Below are 19648 nucleotides of genomic sequence, written 5' to 3'. Positions count from 1 at the left end.
GTGATTTCACATGCCGTTATTACGATTCGACGTCATTGAAGGACGTTCAGAAGAAGAGTTAAAAACGTTACTCGATACCGCACACGATGCGATGGTCGAAGCATTTGATGTGCCGGAGCGCGATCGTTATCAAATCGTGCATACGCATAAAGCACATGAGATGGTCATTCAAGATACAGGACTCGGATTTGAACGGAGTAAAGATATCGTTCTTATTAGTGTGACGAGTAAAACGCGGACGGAAGAGAAAAAACAACGTCTCTACCAATTACTCGCCGAACGCTTACAAGCAAACTGCGGACTCGCACCGACTGATTTGATGGTGTCGATCGTCGAAAATGATGCAGCCGACTGGAGCTTCGGTCTTGGCGAAGCACAGTTTTTAACGGGTAAACTATGATCGTCTGTAAGTAGAACAAAAGGGAAGTATGTTATCGGTAATTTCCGGTAACATACTTCCCTTTATTTGTTCTTACTTCATTAAACAAGAGAGAACCTTCACATGACTTACTCCTTCGTTTCTTCCGTCTTCTCCCGTGGATTTTCCCGTTGCAGCGGTGCTTTCCAACTAAATTGATCGGGTTCTGGAACGAAGTCAAGGCCTCCTGGATGGAACGGTTGGCACCGTAACAATCGACGCGTCGTCAAATAACTACCTTTTACCGCACCATGACGTTCAATCGCCTCCATCCCGTAATGGGAGCATGTTGGATAGAATCGACATGTAGCTGGTTTCATGGGAGAGATGACTTTTTGATAAAAACGAATTCCTCCCATTAAGACACGCTTCATACTGTCCCTTCTTTCGTCTTTTTTTCTAGTGTAACGCATCTGTCCATCATTTTCAGATGTTCTGCCTTATACTAAAAGCAGATTTAAAAGAAGGATGTGTTGAGATGAAGGCATTAACTTTCCACGAATTCGGAGGTTCTGATGTATTACGCTTCGAAGACGTACCAACGCCAACAATCACTGAACAGGAAGTTCTGATTGAAATGAAAGCGATCGGTCTGAATTTCGCAGACATCTATCGCCGAAAAGGAAACTACCATTTGGAAGGACAGCCCCCCTATATTTTAGGTTACGAAGGTTCAGGCATTATCACAGCGGTTGGTTCAGCTGTTTCAACGTTCCACGTAGGTCAACGAGTTGCTTTTGCGGACGTTCCGCTTGCGAATGCTGAGTACGTCGCAGCACCCGTCGATAAATTGATTCCGCTTCCTGATGGTATCTCATACGAAACAGCAGCTTCTGTCTTATTACAAGGGTTAACAGCGCATTATTTAACTCGAGATAGCTATCATGTCCAACCGGGAGATGTCGTCTTAGTGCATGCAGCCGCCGGTGGCGTTGGTCAGTTGTTGACACAGCTCATTCGTTTGCTTGGGGCAACTCCGATTGGATTGACGTCTTCTCCTGAGAAAGCACAGATTGCTAAAACTGCGGGCTGTGAATCTGTCTATTTATATTCCGAGAACTGGGTCGAGCACGTGCTCGCGCAAACTTCGGGTAAAGGGGTTGATGTGGTCTACGAATCCATTGGTCCTACCTTAATGGATAGTTTCCATGTGACAAAAGTCCATGGAACGGTTGTCTTCTATGGTATGGCAGGCGGCGATCCCGTATCTGTCGATCCTCGCTTCTTGATGGATACGTCCAAAACATTGACGGGTGGTGACCTTTGGAACGTATTAACATCTTCTGAAGAACGAATCCGTAGATCTGGTGAATTATTTGATTGGATTCTATCCAATCATCTCACCCTGTCTTCTCCTACAACATTCAGATTATCTGATGGCAAAGCAGCACATGACTTTTTAGAAAGTCGACGCAGCACAGGAAAACTACTTTTGCTTCCTTAACTCGTTTTTTCTAAGACGACTCCCCGTGAGTCGTCTTTTTTATGTGAAATTAGAATTATCGATTGCTTTTTTTTAATGAAGAGAGTAAAGTAAATCTCATCAAAACCTAAAACCCAAATAAGTTTTGAGTTTTAGAAAGGGGATTTGTATTTATGTTTCGCTCAGAATGGAAGAAATTGAAGAGTCCGATGATGATTGTCGTCATTCTCGCCCTCATCCTCGTACCGTTTCTCTACAACTCCATCTTCTTATCTGCATTCTGGGACCCATACGGTCAAACAGAAGATATCAAGGTCGCTATCGTCAACGAAGACAAGGCGACGAAGTTTAAAGGAGAGAAAGTCGACATCGGGGATCAATTCGTCGACAAACTCAAAAAAAATGATGATTTTGATTGGCAGTTCTTATCTAAGGACAAAGCCGAAAAAGAATTACGTGACGGCAAAATCTATATGACGGTCGTCATCCCGAAGAACTTCTCTAAAAATGCAACTACACTACTCGATGATCATCCGAAAAAGATTGAGTTGGAGTATTACTTGAATCCAGCCAAAAACTACTCGGGCACACAAATTTCGAGTACGGCTGCAAAACAATTAAACGAAAAGATCCGAAAATCCGTGACGAAACAATACAGTAGTGCGATTTTCGGTGCGTTAAAGAAAATTGCAAACGGTATGGAAAAGGCATCGGACGGTTCTTCTAAACTAGAAGATGGCAACCATAAAACAGCGGATGGTGCCAAAACACTGGCAACGAACCTTGGAAAACTTGCGGATGGCAGTCTGACACTGTCCGAAAAACTTGGGGAAGCCAATCAAGGTTCGAAAAAACTCAGTGACGGCGTCACGACACTCGACGAAAAGACTGCCCTCTTCGCCCAAAAAACGGGTGAATTGTCTTTTGGGTTGAACACGCTAGACGAAAATGGTGGCAAATTACAAGCCGGTGCTGCACAACTAGAAGACGGAGCAACGAAACTCAGCGGTGGCTCGACACAAGTCCGTCAAGGGGCAGAACAACTGGCTGCAGGTACGGCTCAGCTTAATGAAAAAATTCCTCAATTGACGGATGGATTAAATCAATTGGATGAAAAAGCACAAGCTGCCAACGCCTTTTTAACGCAACTTAATCAAGATGCTGAAAAAGCGAAACAAGATTTACGAGCACGTCGTGAAGCCCTTGAAGCAAACGTTGCGCAACTAAAAGAAGTCATTTCTGCTTCTGAACAGTTATCGGATGAAGAAAAACAAACGTTACTCGGTTCTATCGGTTCATTAGAAGAAAACATCCAAAATCTCGCCGCCCAAGAAGGCGCGATTGATCAGAGTCTTGCTCAAGCAACGGACGCAACGAAGAAGATTGGTCAACTGGCTGCAGGTGGTCAACAAGTCGAATCAGCTGTATCACAACTGAACGCAGGTCAAGTGAAACTCGTCGACGGTGCGAAACAAGTCGAGTCTGGTGCACAACAATTAGCAAGTGGTCAACAAACATTCAATGAAAAACTCGGTCAATATACTGCAGGTGTGCATAAAGCTGCAACAGGTGGCGCACAACTGGCTGACGGGGCTAATCAGCTTTCAGATGGCACACATCAACTCCAAACAGGTGCTAGCGCGTTAAATAACGGGTTAGGACAATTGGCTTCTGGTTCAACTACGATTACGGACGGAATCGGCAAAACGACCGATGGGGCTTCAAAAATTGCGGATGCCAATACCAAACTTGAAGATGGGGCTAAAACATTGAAGGACGAGCTCAGCAAAGGAGCTAAAGACGCAACCGTCAAGCCGACGAAAGAGCGGGATAATATGCTGGCAGAACCTGTCGTCTTAAAAGAACATGACTATTCGACGGTCAACAACTACGGTTCTGGTTTATCAGCTTATATCCTTAGTATCGCCTTATTCGCAGGTGCCTTGATGTTCTCGTCTGTCTATCAGATTCGTCCAGAACATGGCGAAAGTCTGACATGGCGCTTCCTTGTCGGTAAATTATCACTCATCTTACCGATTGGAGCCTTACAAGGTGTCGCAGCGGCCACAGCCATCGTCTATGTCCTCGATGCTGATGTCGCAAGTGTTCCTGCGCTCTATGGATTTGCTGCCTTAACAGGTATGACGTTCATTACGATTCTGTTCACGCTCGCGATGCTACTCGGTCGCGTCGGACAGTTCCTTGCCTTCCTACTACTTCTGCTTCAAATCGGTGGTAGTGGTGGTACGTTCCCAGTCGAGATGACGCCAAGCTTCTTCCAAGCCATTCATACGTTCTTACCAATGACGTATTCAGTCGGCGGATTCCGTGAAGCTCTTGGACTTGGTGTGACAGACGCCCTCATCTCAAACAGTCAAGTCCTTGCGACCATCTTAGTCGTCGCGTTGATCATCAGCTTCGTTGGAGGGCTCGGAGCCAAGCGAATTTTACTCTCAACGAAAGTGAGACGAAAACAACATGACACAGTCTAATAAAGAAACATTGATACTGGACTCAGCGATGGCTTGTTTTTCTGAACTTGGTTATAAAGGTACGACGATCGAGCGTGTCGCCCGACGCGCTCATGTCGGGAAACCGACCGTCTATCAATTGTTCGAAAGTAAACTCAACCTTTTCGAATCACTCGTAACACGTGTGCTGCAAGAGATGAAAGAAGAAGCAGAACGCGCTTACGTCGAACATGCGACGGTAGAAGAAAATAAGCAAGCAATGATCGACGCTATCGTCTATCATCAGCAACAACATTTGTTCATTCTTCAAATCATCGAAGAAACACGTAATCTCAAATTACAAGAAATGCAAGAACTACGGACACGGATCGAACGGCATGTCGTCGAATATCTTAAAACGCTACTCGAGACTCGCCTTGGACAAGATGATCGTGACGTACCAGTCGATGTCACCGCCTTTCTGATTTTCCGGACGTACATTGCGTTAATTGCCGAATGGCCATTGATTGCTCAACCGTTGGAATTAGATACGATTCGCCGTGCCATGCTACGCATTTTATGAATCAAAAAACCGCCGATCAGTGGATCGGCGGTTTTTCATATTCTCGATTTTTTTCTAAATTCCGTGCCGTTTGACTAGAAGTAACTGTTTTCTCATCCTTCAAAGTGCCAAACAACCAGTCCCCTACCGGATTCGATACACCAAACCAATAGTGTTCATTTTTGAAATGATGTAATAGATGCGTCTTTTTCATCCATTTTCCAAAGCGTGTTCTCGGTTTCAGCGGAACGTGTGCCACGTAATGTTTCCATTCATACACAAGCAACATGACGACCAATCCACTCGCGGCTGCAGCTGTCGAGACGATAGATTGTGTCAGAAGATAGGTCAGAGCCGCAAAGAAACCAAGGTTCGGCAAGGAATACCAGACAGGTAAAAACAACAGATGCAGTTCATTCGGATGCGCATGATGATCGTAATGAAGTCGTTTCAACAATTTTCGTCCAAGCGCATTTTTAGGTGGTGGTAAATGGAACAAAAAACGATGCGTCAAGTATTCACTGAAACTAAAGACGATCAGTCCAAGACAAAAGAACAGTAAAATCGACCAATGAAACGGCTGAGCAAGGACATAACTACTGACCGCAATCAGTATTACGAGCATGATTAAAATATCCGGAAATAGAAAAAAACGGCGATAGATGTCTGACATAGATGCCCTCTCCTTTCTTTTTTCGTTACAGCGTCTAATCATACGTTCATTGATTCGTCATGTTTTTTTACTTCAAGTCGTGTAATCATTCTCACTCTTTCCCTTATACTAAATAGGGAATGGAGTGATGATCGCTTTGAGTTTATCGACCGGAATCATCTTCGTGTTACTCGCCTATACACTCATGTCGCTCTACGACATGTGGCAGGTATATCGGACAACTAGCAAGCTTTGGATGTTTGTATTATTTCTTGCAACATTGATCAGTCTCATCGTTGCCTTTTTTGTGGCCCCTGTCCTTGCGCTATTCTTTTACTGGTCACGCCATCCATTGAAACGAAACATCGGTATCGTGTTACTGATTGTCGTGTGCCTCATCTCAATTATGACGAAGCTATCTGCTTAATCGACTTCCTTCATGAACTACTCATGAAGGTTTTTTCATGTTCTACTACCGAAGAAGAGACGGCGCATCAACTCACGTTCCGGCATCTCCGTCGTATTGAGGACGTCTAAAAATGGTCGATCATCATATGAAAGCTTCAGGATTTCTGAACGGACTTGATCCTTCTCCCATTCAATGATTGCTACTGGGGCGATGGCTGTCTCCTGACATCCAAGTGCACCTGGATTAATAAAGAGTGTTTGTCCTGTCTCGACTTGTTGCGCTGGATGATGGTGACCGAAACCAATGATCCGCGCCTCACTTCCAGCAAACAAGACGGATAAGTTGTCTTTCGTTCCATCTACCGCTTGCTTTAACGGCTCTTCCCCAATCTTCTTCGTCTGGTCGGCATAAGCATAGTGCGTCAGGTGCATCGTTTGTTCCTGATGCATGATATTTAAGACACGCGGTAAACGTTCCAAATACTTTTGATTCTCTTGCGTCAACGTATCCGCGATCCATTGGTGATGCTCTTTCGCATGGCGGTAACTATCGGGATAGGTCTCCCCATGAATTAAAGCAAGGACACATTCATCATGATTCCCAGAAATCGTTTGAATATCAGGTCGTTGCTTCAATAGATCAATGACTTCATTATGCTCTGGTCCAATGCCGACAAGATCACCGAGACAATAGACGGCATCGATATCTGGTTGTTGATCAAGATAGGACAATACTGCACGTAATGCTGATGCATTGCCATGAATATCTGTAAAAAGCATGACTTTCATGTAAACGCCTCCATTGTTGGTACATTAGGATTTCTCGGTGATACCGTGAATTCCTGTCAGATTTCAGGAAAAATAAATTGTCAGAAAATATTGATTATTAATCAAGAGCGTGTTAGGCTTAGAAAAATTCACAGAGAGGGGCACGATCGAATGATTCCGACGCAACAGCCATTTAACCAAGCCGGCCGACTGATTATTCTATGCATGAGGGACTGAAAACTTTTCCGATGATGAAACGGAAATGATTTTTGGGCCCTTCTTTCGATGCATCGAATGAGGCGCCCGCACAGAATGAGTGGCGCCTATCCCAAAAACGGATAGGCTTTTTTCATGGCAAAAAATAGAGATAGATAGAGAGGATGACAACGTTGAAAGAATATGCGATGGATCGAATGGTAAAAGTATCAGCTGGAATGGCAAATGCCGTTCTTGTAACACTCGGTGTCGGACTCCTGATTGAGACGCTCGGAAATCTTCTACATATCCAAATGCTACTGACGATTGGTGGTGTCGCAAAAGTACTACTCGCCCCTGCACTTGGTGCCGGTATTGCCTTTCAGCTCGGAGGAAACACACTTGTCCTGTTCAGCGCGATGATCGCAGCAACGATCGGTGGTGCCGCTCTTCAATCAACTGCTTCTGGACTCGTTCTTGTACCCGGTCAGCCGATCAGTGCGTTACTCGCAGCTGCCGTCGCTGTATACGTCGGAAAACGCATGACTGGAAAAACGAAATTTGACATGATGGTCATCCCGATGAGCGCTGTCCTTGCTGGCGGCGTGACTGGAATCGGTGCTGCTGCCGTCACGACACCACTCCTTACAAAATTCAGTGCCATGATCACAGCATCCGTTGAATCATCTCCAATCGCAACTTCTCTTGTCATTGCACTCATCTTTAGCGTCTTATTGATGTCTCCTGCTTCGTCCGCTGCACTCGCTATCGCTTTGCAACTTGATCCTGTAGCAAGTGCCGCTGCACTCATTGGCTGTTCCGCTCAATTCGTCGGCTTCACGTTGATGGCATACCGTCAGACGGATCCAGGTGGTTTGATTGCTTCATTCTTTGTAACACCTAAAGTACAATTCCCGAATATCGTTAAAAATCCACGTCTTGTCGTTGCACCGTTTCTCGCAGCGATGATTTCAGCTCCTGTCGCGACGCTTCTTCTCTCTTTGAAAGTACCGTACGAACTCGCAGGACTTGGATTAAATTCGATGATTGCTCCACTTAATATCTTCGTCAACCAAGGTCCTCAGGCGTTCCTCGTCTTCTTCTTGACTGGTGTCGTTCTACCTGGTGTCTTGACGCTCGTCTTCTATCGATTGACGACCGTCGCAGGGTGGACGAAGCGCGGCGATCTTCATCTCGAAATTCAATAAAACAATTTACCTCCCTTCCAACTATTCCTGATTGATTTCGGGAATAGTTTTTTTAACGCAAAAAAAAATCGCCCCTTCGAAAAGGAACGATTTCGGTATGATTCTGACTGGGCTCGAACCAGCGACCTCTACCCTGTCAAGGTAGCGCTCTCCCAGCTGAGCTACAGAATCATGCTGTGTTGTTACTGGGTATGTTTTTATTATAGCAGCATATCGAAAAGTGTAAAGCCTTTTTCATAAAAAAAATTATCTTTTTTCAAAAAGATCTTTTTAAATAAAAACAGTTTTAAAGTTGCGGGTTCTATGAGTGTCCTCTACTATGTAAATAAGCACATATAAAAAGAAAGGAGCGTTCATATGAACTTTTTAACCCGATTTAGTTTGAAGAACTCGGTTGCTGTCTTCATCATTGCAATCCTATTGATTTTAGGAGGCGTGTATTCCTTCTCACAATTAAAAGTTGATCAGTTCCCGGAAATCGAGTTTCCTCAGATTTCAATCGAAGCGGTTTACCCTGGTGCATCACCTGACGATGTCGATAAACAAGTCGTCTCAAAGCTTGAAACCTCCCTTAAAGGAATTGAAGGGGCTACCAAGCTAACAAGTTCTTCTTATGAAAGTATCGGTATCTTAAACATCGAATTCCCGTTCGATACCGATATGGATAAGGTTGAACAACAAATCGATGCTGCCATCCAAGATGCGAATCTACCGGAGGAAGCAACGACGAAATTAAATCGTCTGTCCTTTGGATCGTTCCCGATCTATAATATCTCCTTCTTTAGCAAAGATGGCAAAGACATCGAAAAAATTCTAAAGGAAGATATTGAACCTGAACTTAATAAGATTCCAGGCATCAACAGCGTGTCGGTTGGTGGCTATAAGGATGATCTCGTTCAAATCACTGTCGATAAGGAGAAAGCGACGGAAGCGGGTCTCTCGCTCTCAAGCATCAAGGAACAAATCAATGGAAAGTATGTCTCGTTCCCATCTGGTCAGCTATCAGAAAACGATTCGAAAATTCCGATTCGCGTTGAGGAAAAACTAGAAAATCTAGATAAACTCAAAAATCTACAATTGACACCTGCTACAGGTGCGGCTAGTTCATCAAGTAACGGTCAAACAGGTGGTTCATCTGCTGGCGGTCCACCACAAGGTGCAACGCAAGGACTACCAAGTACAACAGGTGGTGCAGCTGCAGATCAGGCTTCTGAACCTGCAGAACCGATTCGCCTAGAGGATATCGCAAAAATCGAAGCCGTCTCGCAACAAAGTGAAAAAACGCGTTACGATTTAAAAGATTCCTTATCGATGGCAATCACGAAAAAACAAGATGCCAATACAGTCGAAATCGCAGATGAAGTCACGAAGATTCTCAATAAATATGACGACCAAGTCGACTATACGATTGGGATCGATTCAGCGAAGGATATCGAGGAGTCCGTTGCGACACTCGTCAAAGAAGGATTACTTGGTGCACTCTTCGCATCACTCGCTGTACTCTTGTTCTTACGAAACCTCCGTGCAACGATCATCGCCATCGTCTCGATTCCATTATCATTACTCATCGCTGCTATCTTCTTGAACTGGCAAGATATTTCCCTGAACATCATGACACTTGGTGGGATGGCTGTTGCAGTCGGTCGTGTCGTCGATGATAGTATTGTTGTCATCGAGAACATTTTCCGGCGCGTCCGAAAATCCGAATCCGGTATGACGGATGAAATCATCGAACAATCGACAAAAGAGATTCTAAAAGCAATCACGTCATCAACGCTGACGACCGTCGTCGTCTTCCTACCGATTGGATTTGTCGGTGGGATTACTGGTAAGTTCTTCTTACCGTTCGCTTTGACGATTATTTTCTCATTACTTGCTTCACTACTCGTTGCGATCACGATCGTACCGATTCTCGCGAAATTTGCCTTTAAGAAAGTACCAGCAGAAGAAAAAGAAGGCGCTCTCCAACGTTGGTATGGCAAGCTGATTGAAAAATCACTCTCGCACAAGGCGATCATCTTGGTCGTATCGTTTGTCCTTCTCGGTGGTTCCCTGGCGATCGTACCGCGTCTCGGCTTTACGTTCATTCCGAATGAAGCATCGAAGACCTTGACGGCATCGCTTGAACTTCCGGCTGCCACATCACTTGAAAAAACAAGTGACGTCTCGTTTGAGATGGAAAAAATGTTTGATAAAGAAAAAGCCATTGCTGACGTGACGACTTCTGTCGGAGCACGTGACTTCACGACAGGCTTACGTCTCGATAATAAAGCAAGTTATTTCTTGAATCTAAAAGACGGCGTAAACGTCGAGAAAACGATCAAATCACTTGAGACACAGATGGAAGACATTGCTCAAGATGAAAACGTCGATGTCAAAATCAGTGTGGCTGAACTATCGACAGGTGGTCCACCATCGAATAACAACGTCGATGTCGACTTGTTCTCGAACGATCTCGAAGCCCTTCAAGAGGCGGCAAAACTCGTCGAGGATAACATGTCGAAAAATAATGATTTGAAATATATCACGAACAACTTCAGCGAAAAACAAAAGCAGTATCTCGTAGAAATCGATCCTGAGAAAGCAAGTGATCGCGGACTATCTGGTTTCCAGATTCTCGGTACCGTTAACGATCAAACGAAGCCAGTTACGGTCGGAACGCTCAATCTCGACAATAAGGATCAAGACGTACAATTATCTTATGAAGAAGGACTCGTCTCGAAAGAAGATCTCGAAGACGTCCAACTCTTCTCAGCAAACGGTCCTGTCGCTTTGAAAGATGTCGCGAACGTCAATGAAGTCGAGACCTTCACATCGATTCAGAAACTCGACGGAAAAGTATATGCTCGCGTATCTGGACAAGTCAAAGGAGACGACGTTCAAAACGTATCGAATGCCGTAAAAGCTGACGTCGAAAAAATCGATTTACCAGACGGTGTCTCACTGACAAGTGGTGGCGGAAATGACGATACGGTTGAAATCTTCCAATCACTTGGAATTGCGATCGTCGTTGCAATCGGACTTGTTTACCTGACAATGTTGATTACGTTCGGAAAAGCTCGGATTCCATTCATCATCTTGTCCTCTCTGATCTTTGTTCCGATCGGTTCACTCGTCACGCTCTTCCTTGCGAATGAACCATTGTCTGTCAGTGTCATGATCGGCTTCTTGATGTTGATCGGAATCGTCACCACGAACGCAATCGTTCTCGTCGACCGCATCGGTCAAAACGTCGGACGTGGAATGCCGATTCGCGAATCATTGATTGAAGCTGGTAAAACGCGATTACGCCCAATCCTGATGACCGCATTTGCAACAATCATGGCATTGGTACCACTCGCATTAACCACTTCTTCAGGAACATTGATCTCAAAAGGTCTTGCCTTGACGGTCATCGGTGGATTAACGACCTCTACGTTGTTAACACTTATCATCGTTCCTGTCGTCTATGAATTGTTCTTCTTCAAAAAAGCAAAAAAAGAACGTACAACTAAGTAAATGCACATGAAAAGGAGCCTATCGCGATCCAAGCGATAGGCTCCTTTCATTCTATAAGACCTTACGACTCTAACTGTTCATCCGTTCGTTCCAACGTACCATCATGTTGCGCCACTAATCCGTCGAGGACGGATGGTTCAAACTCTTCACCGATCGCAATGATTCCTGTTTGTCCAGGCGGAATGACACCGAGTGTTCGTTTGAATGTTTCTTGAATTTCTTGATTTTCTTTCATGTCTTTCGATCCACCAATCAGCATACCCGTCATCGAACCAAGTAAGATGCCGAATGGGCCTCCTAGAATACCCACCGCCATTCCAATTAACGACCCTTTGACGGCGCGATTCGATCCACTTAGGTCTACAGCATCTTCAAACGAAAAAGCACCATTCTCATTTCGCTTGATGACGGCAATCTGTTCGAAATCGACTTGACCTCGCGCATGATATTTCTTCAATTCACTGAACACTTGATAGGATGTCGCTTCTTCTTTGAACGTAAACGTCATAATGTGATGTTTCGCATCTTTTTTTGCCATTCGTTCCACCTCTTTCACCTGAGACGAATAACCGACTAAGCCAACATCCTCTATTTACCATGTTTTTAAGGAGTCGAAACCTTTACCGGTTTCCATGGTGCGAGGTGGAAGTACTCCTCCATTGTTAATCCACTGACTTTTAGACGAGCGGCAAGCGTTGCTCCGACATACCGATAGTGCCAGCTCTCATACGTATACCCCGTCCAAGATTCTTTACCAGAAGGATAGCGGAGATGGAAGCCATAGCGGTGAGCATTCGCAAACAACCATTTCGCCTCTTTTGTTTTGGAAAAGCTAAACGTGGCGTATTTTGTTGAATCAGCGCCTCCGATATCAAACGCAAGACCAGTCTGGTGTTCACTTTTTCCAGGTTCCGCACTATACGTACTCGCCTTCTCGTACCCATCACGCGCAACATATTTATCAAATAACGTTTTTTGATAGGCATAGGAGCGATATGTACTAAACGCAACGAGCGTAATTCCCTCTTTTTTAGCCGCTATACGCATTTTCTCAAACGCTGCTCTTGCTTGTTGATTCTCACCAGGAGCGTACGTCGAGCGGAGCGCTAAGTTCTTATTCGCGATGAGGGTCTTACCGATCCGTTTTCCACCGATTTGTTCATCCGTCAATAGATACTTCGTACTCGCATACCCAATCTTCGTACCATATTGTACTTTTGACCATGTACCGACTTTCGACAGTTCCGTCACATAGATCCCTGTCGGAATAACCGCAAGACTCGGTTGATCAATCGATGCTCCTTTACGCAAATGAAGGGATGTCTTTGCTTGCCGATAAGTAGAAGTCGATGCTTCGACCGTTGGTATATACACTGATGTACAGGCCGCTGTTAATGTCAACGTCGTGATGAGTGTCGTGATGTATTTCATGAATCGTATATCTCCTTTATGCATGTTCTAATCTGCATCCATATTTTAGATTAGAATACCATTCTTTTTTTCAAACAGGGTTCTTTCGGAATGCTTGTCATGAAAATGAAGTATTTCTGAAGTTTTCTAAATGTAGCTTAAGGACGAATTACAATGGGTAAATAACGATGTATGCGTTTTCGAAACATGATTCTGATGTAGAAAGGAGTAGCGTACGTGTCACTTTGGGAATGGATTTTCAGTATTGGTAGCATCTGCTGGATTGGTGAGATGATTCGTTTTCGGAATCGCTCCGAGTCTAAGTCAGGCGCAGCAGAACAAGTGAGTTTTTATTTGATTTTCCTTGTCCTAAGCGGAACGATCGTCTGCGCTTTCCTCTTTGCGAATGAAACCGTTTCTTCTGTCATGCGCATCTCTTCATGCATTTTGTTATGGTGTGGTGTTTCCTTGCGCTTATGGGGAATTCTCCACTTAAAGCAACAGTTCACTCGTCATGTCGTCGTGGCGTCGGGTGATCAGCTCGTCAGTAGCGGTCCCTATCGCTTTTTACGTCACCCGTTATACAGTGGATTGTTGTTGATTACGATGAGCTTCCCCCTGTTCACCGGTCAGTCCGGACTCTTCATTCTCTCTGGACTTCTGATGTTCATTTTCTTGCTCTACCGGATTCGAATCGAGGAAGCGATGTTAACGAAAGGTTTTGGACCCGCCTATACGGTATGGGCTGCAAAACGAAAACGATTGATTCCATTCATCTACTAAAGGAGAAGTGATTCATTTGAAGAAACGCGCAATTGTCATCGGAGCTGGTCTTGCCGGTATGTCTGCTGCCATTCGTTTGGCTGGAGATGGTTATGCAGTCACGATGCTTGAAAAGAATGCAAACGTCGGAGGGAAACTGAATCAACGGAGTGGGAAGGGATTTACTTTCGATACCGGCCCTTCCATCTTAACGATGCCTTGGGTACTCGAACAACTCTTCTCAAGCGTTCATCGTAACTTGGATGATTACTTAGAAATCGAGCGCATTGAACCGCAATGGCGTACATTCTTTGAGGATGGAACAAAAATCGATGTCAAAGGTGACTTACCTGGAATGCTCGAAGAAGTCGAACACGTCTCGTCACGAGCGGATTTCGTTGAATTGTTCCGGTACTCCAAACAAATGTACGACTTGTGCCTCGACAGTTTTTATAAATACAGCCTTGAAGATTTAAAGGACTTAAAAAAATACCATACGATGTCAGATTTATTAAAGATGGACCCGATGAATACCGTTGCGACCGGAACAAAAAAACATCTCAATGATCCGTATCTCGAACAGCTGTTCAACTATATGGTCATGTATGTCGGTTCTAACCCGTATCAGGCACCTGCTGTTTTCAATCAAATGATTTATGTTCAAATGGGACTCGGCATCTATTATGTCAAAGGTGGGATGTACCAAATCGCGCGGGCTATGAAACGATTACTTGATGAGCTCCGTGTCACGGTTCATCTCAACTCACCTGTTGAACAAATCGTCCTTGAAAATAAAAAAGCGGTTGGCGTCCTATCGAACGGAACATTTCATGCGGCTGACATCGTCGTCTCAAACCTTGAGGTCATCCCGACTTATGAACGGATCGTACCGGAGAAAAAAGCCCGGAAGCAGGCTAAAAAATTACAGGCGTCGTTCGCCCCTTCCGTTTCAGGTCTTGTCCTACTGCTCGGTGTAAATCGTGAGTATAGCGGGCTAGCACATCATAATTTCTTTTTCTCGGAAAATCCAGAGCGTGAATTCGCCCAAATGTTCAAAGAAGGTACCCCTCCTGAGGATCCGACGATTTACGTCGGAGTCTCGTCAAAATCCGACGCCTCCCAAGCTCCTGAAGGGAAGGATAACTTATTCGTCTTGACACACGTTCCACCGCTAACACTTCAAAAAGGTGAAGTCGACTGGGATGCGTACCGTGAAGTCGTTCTCGATAAACTGGAGCGGATGGGACTTCATGGGCTTCGGGAATCGATCGAGTTTGAATATCGCTTTACCCCAGAAGATTTGAAGGAATTATATGGTCCAAACGGTGGATCGATTTATGGTGTCGCAGCCGATCGGAAGAAAAATGGTGGATTCAAGATTCCATCGAAGAGTGACTTGTACGAAGGACTTTATTTCGTCGGTGGTTCGACACACCCAGGCGGCGGTGTACCGATGGTCACCTTGTCCGGTCAACTGACGGCTGACTTAATCCGAAAACATGAAGGTGCTGTTCCTACGCCTTAAGATTTCTCCAATTACAAAAGAGACGGAAACTGATTCACGCATCAGTTCCGTCTCTTTTTTTACTTTGTATTCGTCAAAAGTGGTACGACGTGAATGTCCGCCTTTTCTCCTGATTCCACATCCATTCGACATACGGCTGGCATCGGTAAGGACTTCCAAAATGCGTAATCGAATGTCGGATCAAATGTTTCTAAGAGTAGCACCATGATATTTCCATGTGTTCCAAGAACGACTGTTTCGTCAGGATGCTTCTCCACTAGTTCGTCGATGAATGGTCGAATGCGTTGCGACGCTTCTTTGTTCGTTTCACCTCCATACGGATTTTCATTCGGATGTTGCCATACATATGTGACCGCTCCTTGAAAATCGTCAAGCTCTCCCGGTGCTAGTAATCGCTCTCGTAGTTCCTCTACCTCAATGATTGGGTGTTGACGTGCCTCCGCGAGTGGTGCAATCGTCTCGATTGCCCGTCGATACGGGCTGCTGTAGAATCTGTCGATTGGAATTCCTTGAAAGGTTTCAAGTAAATGTATCGCATCTGCCTGTCCTGTATCGGAAAGTGGACGTGCTCGCTCATCTGTTGAGTATGTCGAATGTGCGTGTCGTACGAAATAAAATGTCGTCATGTTTTGAATTTCCCCTTTATTGGTGTGTCCAGCGGTATCCGATTCCGCGAACTGTTTCCAGATGCTGTTCAATCGGAAAACCGCAAACACGTAGTTTTTCTCTCAAATGTCTGATATGCGAGTCGATCGTCCGCTCGTCTACAGCCGCTTCCGCTCCCCATAACATTGTCGTTAGTTGATCGCGCGTCCAAACACGTCGTGGAGAATCTAAAAATACACCTAACAACTCAAATTCCGTTTTCGTTAACGAAATCTTTTGTTGGAGGTAACTACAACGATAGCTTTCCCGGTCATAGGATAGACCATCGTACTGTTGCTGTAATAAAACTTCCATTCGTCCGATCAGTTCCCCTTCTTGAATCGGTTTTGATATGTAATCATTCGCTCCTACTTCTCGTGTCCGAATGATGTCTTCCCGTTGATTCCGCGCCGTAACCATTAAGATCGGGATGTTAGAGTGTTCTCGAATGAGACGACAACATGTCCAGCCATCCATATCCGGCATCATGACATCTAGTAAAATCAGGTCGAATACGTGCTGACGGCAGAGATCAAGAGCTTGTTGCGCAGAATCCACAAGCTGACACGTGTACCCATACGGCTGAATATACAGTTTGAGCAGTTCAAGCATCCTTGGTTCATCATCTACGATCAATACATGCGGCATTTTATTTCTCCTTCCACTGCAGTGTCACTTGTGTTCCATGTCCAAGTTGACTCTTGATGTTCAATTCTGCTCCATGTGTCTGAGCAATTGCTTCAACGATGGAGAGTCCGATTCCAGTTCCTCCATGTTTTCGAGAACGAGATGCTTCCGTTCGGTAGAGCCGTTTCGTTACATGAGGTAAAGATTCTGCAGCAATCCCTTCTCCTGTATCTTCGATTTGAATGAAAGCCCCTACTGCGTTGACACCATAACGAACGATAATTTTTCCCGACGTCGTATGTCGCCGTGCATTTTCAATGATATTCACGATCATCTGACGGAGCTGCTGAGCGTCACCCATCACTTCCATTCGCTCACCTTCTATCTCGAACGAAACATTTTCTTGTTCGATGTCCAGGCGCATCAATCGTATCACTTGATGAATCAAGTCTTCGACATCGACAGGTTTTCGTTCCATCATAAAAGCATTGGCATCAATGCGTGCTAACCAAAATAATTGCTCAATCCATTCATTCATTTGCTGACTTTCTTCTCGAATGATCGTAACGTAGCGTTGTTGCTCATCCGGCGTCAACGTTTGACGTTCGAGAATGTCCGCGTATCCCTTTATATATGTCAATGGTGTTCGTAGTTCATGAGATACGCTTGCTAAAAATTCGGATCGTTCCCGATTCAAAAAATCGAGATCTTGTTTTAATTGCTGAATCGAACGCGCCAATTGTCCCAGTTCGTCTTGTCGATCAATCGGCAACGCTCCATCTTCCCCATCTAATAGACGTGCCGTCGCTTTTTCCATTTGAACCAGCGGACGAGAGATGAGTCGGGTCGTCCAAATGCTTGCCGCACCTGCTAATAAAAGTGCGAGCAGACCCACTTGGAAAAACTGCTGTTTCAACGGATTAAGTACGTGATCCACGATTGCTTTAGAAGCGAACATGAAGACATGACCCTGATGTTTCCCGTCGATGGTGATGGGACTGTCCGTCATTAAAAAGTCACGCATCGTCACGATTTTTCCTTGTTGACGGTAATCAAAATCCGTATGCTCTAGCACACTTTTCATCTCATTCGACAAAGGTCGTGACGCTTCGAGTCGTTTTCCATCTGCATCAGTGATCACCACAGTAAACGATGAATCTGCTTCCATCATGCTGACATGGCGCATCGTCGTTTGGTCATAGGAATCGACAAGGACATCACGATGGGTATTTCCTCGGTTCAGTAAACCGTCCACTACTTCCTGCGTTCGTGTTTGAGACAACTGATAATACAACGTCCCAAACAACACACTGCCACAAATTAAAAATGCCGCAAGCACGATTCCTCCAACCGAGTATGAAATACGACGCATGACATTTCCTCCCTTTCTCTTCACTTTAGTATAGCGAAAAAAAACACGATCGACGCAGGCAAACGAAACTGTCACCTCATCTGCACACGATTTGCACATACGCTGGGTATAGTAAAAAAGACTAGTGAATTCAGGAGGGTTTTATTATGAAAAAATCATTGACGTTAACCGCACTGGCTCTTAGTTCTACGCTTTGGCTCGGTGCATGCGGATCCGCTTCAAATGACGAAGGAAGCAATAGCGACTCACACGACATGTCTCATGGAGATATGATGCATTCGAGTGATGGAAAGATACCGTCTGGTCTAAAGGAAGCCAGTGATCCGACTTATCCGAAAGGAAGCAACGTCACGTTGACGACGAATCATATGGATGGAATGAACGGAGCTAAAGCAACGATTGCGGGAGCTTATGATACCGTCGTCTATGCGATTAGTTACAAACCGACTACTGGTGGAAAGATAGTGAAAAATCATAAATGGGTCATTCAGGAAGAACTCGATCCCGTTCCAACTAAGCCACTGCAAGTTGGTGACGAAACGACTGTCAAAGCGGATCATATGAAGGGTATGGATGGAGCTAAAGCGACGATTGACGAAGTAAAAGAAACGACGGTTTATATGGTGAACTATGAACCGACGGACGGTGGAGAGATGGTGAAAAATCATAAATGGGTCACAGAGGATGAGATAAAGAAATAATAAAAAAAAGCCCGCTTTTTCCTTTAAAGGAGAAGCGGGCTTTCGGTATGATTCTGACTGGGCTCGAACCAGCGACCTCTACCCTGTCAAGGTAGCGCTCTCCCAGCTGAGCTACAGAATCATGTTTGCAGTACGTTATGTACTTGCTAGGACATGTATTAATATATCAAGAAACTAAAAGGCTGACAAGTCTTTTTCCGAAAAAAAATAAAAAAATTTAAAATGGGGGAATCAACCCCGCTTCCCCCATTTTGAATGACTTACAGGAAGGTTGATACTCGATCAATCGGTAAACGTAGTGCCGGACGTTTTTTCGCATCTTCAACCGCTTTTCCGACAGCAATTAACATGACTGGTACATACCGTGACTCGGTGATGAACGTTTCCGCAAAACGTTGATGATCAAATCCACCCATTGCGAGTGTTGATAATCCACGCGCTTCTGCCGCAAGCATCAATTGCATCGCAGCAAGGCTCGCATTCGACATAGCCGCGTCGCGACCATACGCCTCACTTTGATAAGCGCCTTCTACCTGTGCCTTGATCGAATCAAACAGATCCTCTGTCATGCCACCTGCTTCTACTGCTGGACCGTACACCGGATTGTAGTTTCGATTAGCTTGAACATCACCTAAGATCGCAATGACTGCTGAAGCCGAAGTGATAGCCGGCTGATTGTATGCGATCGGTGCAAGCTGTTGCTTCGCTTCTTCCGAATGAAAGACCGTGAAATGCCAGTGTTGCAAATTCCAAGCACTCGGCGCGGCTGTCGTCCATTCTAATAGTTCTTCTACTTCCTGTTTTGAAAGCTTGAACGTTTCGTCGTAATGACGAACGGAACGTCTTTCTGTTAAGACACGCATTGTATCAAGTGTTGCCTGTGTCATGTGTAAATCCCCCTTATCATTATCAGATTACTTAGATATCGTAGCATGTCTCTTTTTCATTGTCCTCTATCAGTACTTCAAATGAATTAACTGTTATAAAACAATAGTTGACATTAAACTCCTGTACTAATACAATA

19 protein-coding genes and 2 tRNA genes are annotated in these 19648 nt (G+C 44.8%); 10 read left to right on the top strand and 11 right to left on the bottom strand.

Annotated features, from left to right (window positions below):
• The first annotated feature begins 10 nt into the window (after positions 1 to 10).
• Positions 11 to 400 carry a tautomerase family protein gene (locus ITJ88_RS12495; RefSeq protein WP_029340806.1) on the top strand — a complete coding sequence of 130 codons (390 nt, stop codon included), beginning with the start codon at positions 11 to 13 and terminating at the stop codon, positions 398 to 400.
• A gap of 107 nt (positions 401 to 507) precedes the next feature.
• Here the strand turns inward: ITJ88_RS12495 and yidD are convergent, their stop codons facing one another.
• Complete coding sequence (gene yidD / locus ITJ88_RS12490) at positions 508 to 792, bottom strand: membrane protein insertion efficiency factor YidD (RefSeq protein WP_058703741.1); 285 nt, start codon at positions 790 to 792, stop codon at positions 508 to 510.
• A 104-nt stretch (positions 793 to 896) separates the two neighbouring features.
• On the opposite strand from yidD, the gene ITJ88_RS12485 reads away from it, so the two are divergent.
• The 3 genes from ITJ88_RS12485 to ITJ88_RS12475 all read left to right on the top strand — a co-directional run bounded on the left by ITJ88_RS12485 (position 897) and on the right by ITJ88_RS12475 (position 4874).
• Positions 897 to 1862: a quinone oxidoreductase family protein gene (locus ITJ88_RS12485; RefSeq protein ID WP_195865886.1), complete on the top strand. Its 966-nt coding sequence runs from the start codon at positions 897 to 899 to the stop codon at positions 1860 to 1862.
• Positions 1863 to 2014: 152 nt separating this feature from the next.
• Positions 2015 to 4333, top strand: a complete 2319-nt coding sequence (locus ITJ88_RS12480) for a YhgE/Pip domain-containing protein (protein WP_195865885.1) — start codon at positions 2015 to 2017, stop codon at positions 4331 to 4333.
• Complete coding sequence (locus tag ITJ88_RS12475; RefSeq protein WP_195865884.1) at positions 4320 to 4874, top strand: TetR/AcrR family transcriptional regulator; 555 nt, start codon at positions 4320 to 4322, stop codon at positions 4872 to 4874. Before ITJ88_RS12480 ends, ITJ88_RS12475 begins: the two co-directional genes overlap by 14 nt.
• 16 nt (positions 4875 to 4890) lie before the next feature.
• On the opposite strand, the gene ITJ88_RS12470 is transcribed toward ITJ88_RS12475, so the two are convergent.
• Positions 4891 to 5526: a sterol desaturase family protein gene (locus ITJ88_RS12470; RefSeq protein ID WP_195865883.1), complete on the bottom strand. Its 636-nt coding sequence runs from the start codon at positions 5524 to 5526 to the stop codon at positions 4891 to 4893.
• A 127-nt stretch (positions 5527 to 5653) separates the two neighbouring features.
• Here ITJ88_RS12470 and ITJ88_RS12465 point away from each other — a divergent pair, with 127 nt between their 5' ends.
• The gene (locus tag ITJ88_RS12465; protein ID WP_195865882.1) at positions 5654 to 5932 is read left to right on the top strand and encodes a hypothetical protein; all 279 of its coding nucleotides are present in this window, start codon (positions 5654 to 5656) and stop codon (positions 5930 to 5932) included.
• A gap of 35 nt (positions 5933 to 5967) precedes the next feature.
• Here the strand turns inward: ITJ88_RS12465 and ITJ88_RS12460 are convergent, their stop codons facing one another.
• Positions 5968 to 6702: a metallophosphoesterase family protein gene (locus ITJ88_RS12460; protein ID WP_195865881.1), complete on the bottom strand. Its 735-nt coding sequence runs from the start codon at positions 6700 to 6702 to the stop codon at positions 5968 to 5970.
• A 359-nt stretch (positions 6703 to 7061) separates the two neighbouring features.
• Between ITJ88_RS12460 and ITJ88_RS12455 the strand changes: the two genes are divergently transcribed.
• A complete protein-coding gene (locus tag ITJ88_RS12455; protein ID WP_029340800.1) occupies positions 7062 to 8084 on the top strand; it encodes a PTS sugar transporter subunit IIC in 1023 nt (340 codons plus the stop codon).
• Positions 8085 to 8182: 98 nt separating this feature from the next.
• Here ITJ88_RS12455 and ITJ88_RS12450 read toward each other — a convergent pair.
• Positions 8183 to 8255 (bottom strand) — tRNA-Val (locus ITJ88_RS12450).
• Between the two features lie 186 nt (positions 8256 to 8441).
• Here ITJ88_RS12450 and ITJ88_RS12445 point away from each other — a divergent pair.
• Positions 8442 to 11582, top strand: a complete 3141-nt coding sequence (locus tag ITJ88_RS12445) for an efflux RND transporter permease subunit (RefSeq protein WP_195865880.1) — start codon at positions 8442 to 8444, stop codon at positions 11580 to 11582.
• Between the two features lie 61 nt (positions 11583 to 11643).
• Here ITJ88_RS12445 and ITJ88_RS12440 read toward each other — a convergent pair whose 3' ends face one another.
• Both ITJ88_RS12440 and ITJ88_RS12435 read right to left on the bottom strand, forming a co-directional pair.
• Positions 11644 to 12120, bottom strand: coding sequence for a hypothetical protein (locus ITJ88_RS12440; RefSeq protein WP_023467153.1), 477 nt, complete (start codon positions 12118 to 12120; stop codon positions 11644 to 11646).
• Between the two features lie 65 nt (positions 12121 to 12185).
• Positions 12186 to 13013 carry a M15 family metallopeptidase gene (locus ITJ88_RS12435; protein ID WP_195865879.1) on the bottom strand — a complete coding sequence of 276 codons (828 nt, stop codon included), beginning with the start codon at positions 13011 to 13013 and terminating at the stop codon, positions 12186 to 12188.
• Positions 13014 to 13229: 216 nt separating this feature from the next.
• On the opposite strand from ITJ88_RS12435, the gene ITJ88_RS12430 reads away from it, so the two are divergent.
• Positions 13230 to 13775, top strand: a complete 546-nt coding sequence (locus tag ITJ88_RS12430) for a methyltransferase family protein (protein WP_058703732.1) — start codon at positions 13230 to 13232, stop codon at positions 13773 to 13775.
• A gap of 16 nt (positions 13776 to 13791) precedes the next feature.
• Complete coding sequence (locus ITJ88_RS12425) at positions 13792 to 15279, top strand: phytoene desaturase family protein (protein ID WP_195865878.1); 1488 nt, start codon at positions 13792 to 13794, stop codon at positions 15277 to 15279.
• A 59-nt stretch (positions 15280 to 15338) separates the two neighbouring features.
• Here ITJ88_RS12425 and ITJ88_RS12420 read toward each other — a convergent pair whose 3' ends face one another.
• The 3 genes from ITJ88_RS12420 to ITJ88_RS12410 are packed head-to-tail and all read right to left on the bottom strand — an operon-like array spanning position 15339 to position 17923.
• The gene (locus ITJ88_RS12420; protein ID WP_195865877.1) at positions 15339 to 15905 is read right to left on the bottom strand and encodes a histidine phosphatase family protein; all 567 of its coding nucleotides are present in this window, start codon (positions 15903 to 15905) and stop codon (positions 15339 to 15341) included.
• A 16-nt stretch (positions 15906 to 15921) separates the two neighbouring features.
• Positions 15922 to 16572: a response regulator transcription factor gene (locus ITJ88_RS12415; RefSeq protein WP_195865876.1), complete on the bottom strand. Its 651-nt coding sequence runs from the start codon at positions 16570 to 16572 to the stop codon at positions 15922 to 15924.
• A 1-nt stretch (position 16573) separates the two neighbouring features.
• Positions 16574 to 17923, bottom strand: coding sequence for a HAMP domain-containing sensor histidine kinase (locus ITJ88_RS12410; protein WP_195865875.1), 1350 nt, complete (start codon positions 17921 to 17923; stop codon positions 16574 to 16576).
• 146 nt (positions 17924 to 18069) lie between these two features.
• Between ITJ88_RS12410 and ITJ88_RS12405 the strand changes: the two genes are divergently transcribed.
• Positions 18070 to 18624, top strand: a complete 555-nt coding sequence (locus ITJ88_RS12405; RefSeq protein WP_195865874.1) for a YdhK family protein — start codon at positions 18070 to 18072, stop codon at positions 18622 to 18624.
• 48 nt (positions 18625 to 18672) lie between these two features.
• Here ITJ88_RS12405 and ITJ88_RS12400 read toward each other — a convergent pair.
• Both ITJ88_RS12400 and ITJ88_RS12395 read right to left on the bottom strand, forming a co-directional pair.
• Positions 18673 to 18745: transfer RNA gene (locus tag ITJ88_RS12400), tRNA-Val, on the bottom strand.
• Positions 18746 to 18884: 139 nt separating this feature from the next.
• Positions 18885 to 19511 carry a nitroreductase family protein gene (locus ITJ88_RS12395; protein WP_035398905.1) on the bottom strand — a complete coding sequence of 209 codons (627 nt, stop codon included), beginning with the start codon at positions 19509 to 19511 and terminating at the stop codon, positions 18885 to 18887.
• Between the last annotated feature and the right edge of the window lie 137 nt (positions 19512 to 19648).

This window comes from Exiguobacterium abrahamii, assembly GCF_015645365.1.
Classification (GTDB): domain Bacteria; phylum Bacillota; class Bacilli; order Exiguobacteriales; family Exiguobacteriaceae; genus Exiguobacterium_A; species Exiguobacterium_A abrahamii.
Note: the sequence above shows the minus strand (reverse complement) of the source record. Positions and strands in the feature narration are given on the sequence as shown.

What these genes read in the sequence shown, in the direction of transcription:
- yidD (WP_058703741.1), bottom strand. Translation starts at nt 792, where the DNA reads ATGAAGCGTGTCTTAATGGGAGGAATTCGTTTTTATCAAAAAGTCATC.
- ITJ88_RS12395 (WP_035398905.1), bottom strand. Translation starts at nt 19,511, where the DNA reads ATGACACAGGCAACACTTGATACAATGCGTGTCTTAACAGAAAGACGT.
- ITJ88_RS12405 (WP_195865874.1), top strand. Translation starts at nt 18,070, where the DNA reads ATGAAAAAATCATTGACGTTAACCGCACTGGCTCTTAGTTCTACGCTT.
- ITJ88_RS12435 (WP_195865879.1), bottom strand. Translation starts at nt 13,013, where the DNA reads ATGAAATACATCACGACACTCATCACGACGTTGACATTAACAGCGGCC.
- ITJ88_RS12480 (WP_195865885.1), top strand. Translation starts at nt 2,015, where the DNA reads ATGTTTCGCTCAGAATGGAAGAAATTGAAGAGTCCGATGATGATTGTC.
- ITJ88_RS12475 (WP_195865884.1), top strand. Translation starts at nt 4,320, where the DNA reads ATGACACAGTCTAATAAAGAAACATTGATACTGGACTCAGCGATGGCT.
- ITJ88_RS12485 (WP_195865886.1), top strand. Translation starts at nt 897, where the DNA reads ATGAAGGCATTAACTTTCCACGAATTCGGAGGTTCTGATGTATTACGC.
- ITJ88_RS12470 (WP_195865883.1), bottom strand. Translation starts at nt 5,526, where the DNA reads ATGTCAGACATCTATCGCCGTTTTTTTCTATTTCCGGATATTTTAATC.
- ITJ88_RS12460 (WP_195865881.1), bottom strand. Translation starts at nt 6,702, where the DNA reads ATGAAAGTCATGCTTTTTACAGATATTCATGGCAATGCATCAGCATTA.
- ITJ88_RS12415 (WP_195865876.1), bottom strand. Translation starts at nt 16,572, where the DNA reads ATGCCGCATGTATTGATCGTAGATGATGAACCAAGGATGCTTGAACTG.
- ITJ88_RS12445 (WP_195865880.1), top strand. Translation starts at nt 8,442, where the DNA reads ATGAACTTTTTAACCCGATTTAGTTTGAAGAACTCGGTTGCTGTCTTC.
- ITJ88_RS12410 (WP_195865875.1), bottom strand. Translation starts at nt 17,923, where the DNA reads ATGCGTCGTATTTCATACTCGGTTGGAGGAATCGTGCTTGCGGCATTT.
- ITJ88_RS12455 (WP_029340800.1), top strand. Translation starts at nt 7,062, where the DNA reads ATGACAACGTTGAAAGAATATGCGATGGATCGAATGGTAAAAGTATCA.
- ITJ88_RS12495 (WP_029340806.1), top strand. Translation starts at nt 11, where the DNA reads ATGCCGTTATTACGATTCGACGTCATTGAAGGACGTTCAGAAGAAGAG.
- ITJ88_RS12440 (WP_023467153.1), bottom strand. Translation starts at nt 12,120, where the DNA reads ATGGCAAAAAAAGATGCGAAACATCACATTATGACGTTTACGTTCAAA.
- ITJ88_RS12465 (WP_195865882.1), top strand. Translation starts at nt 5,654, where the DNA reads ATGATCGCTTTGAGTTTATCGACCGGAATCATCTTCGTGTTACTCGCC.
- ITJ88_RS12420 (WP_195865877.1), bottom strand. Translation starts at nt 15,905, where the DNA reads ATGACGACATTTTATTTCGTACGACACGCACATTCGACATACTCAACA.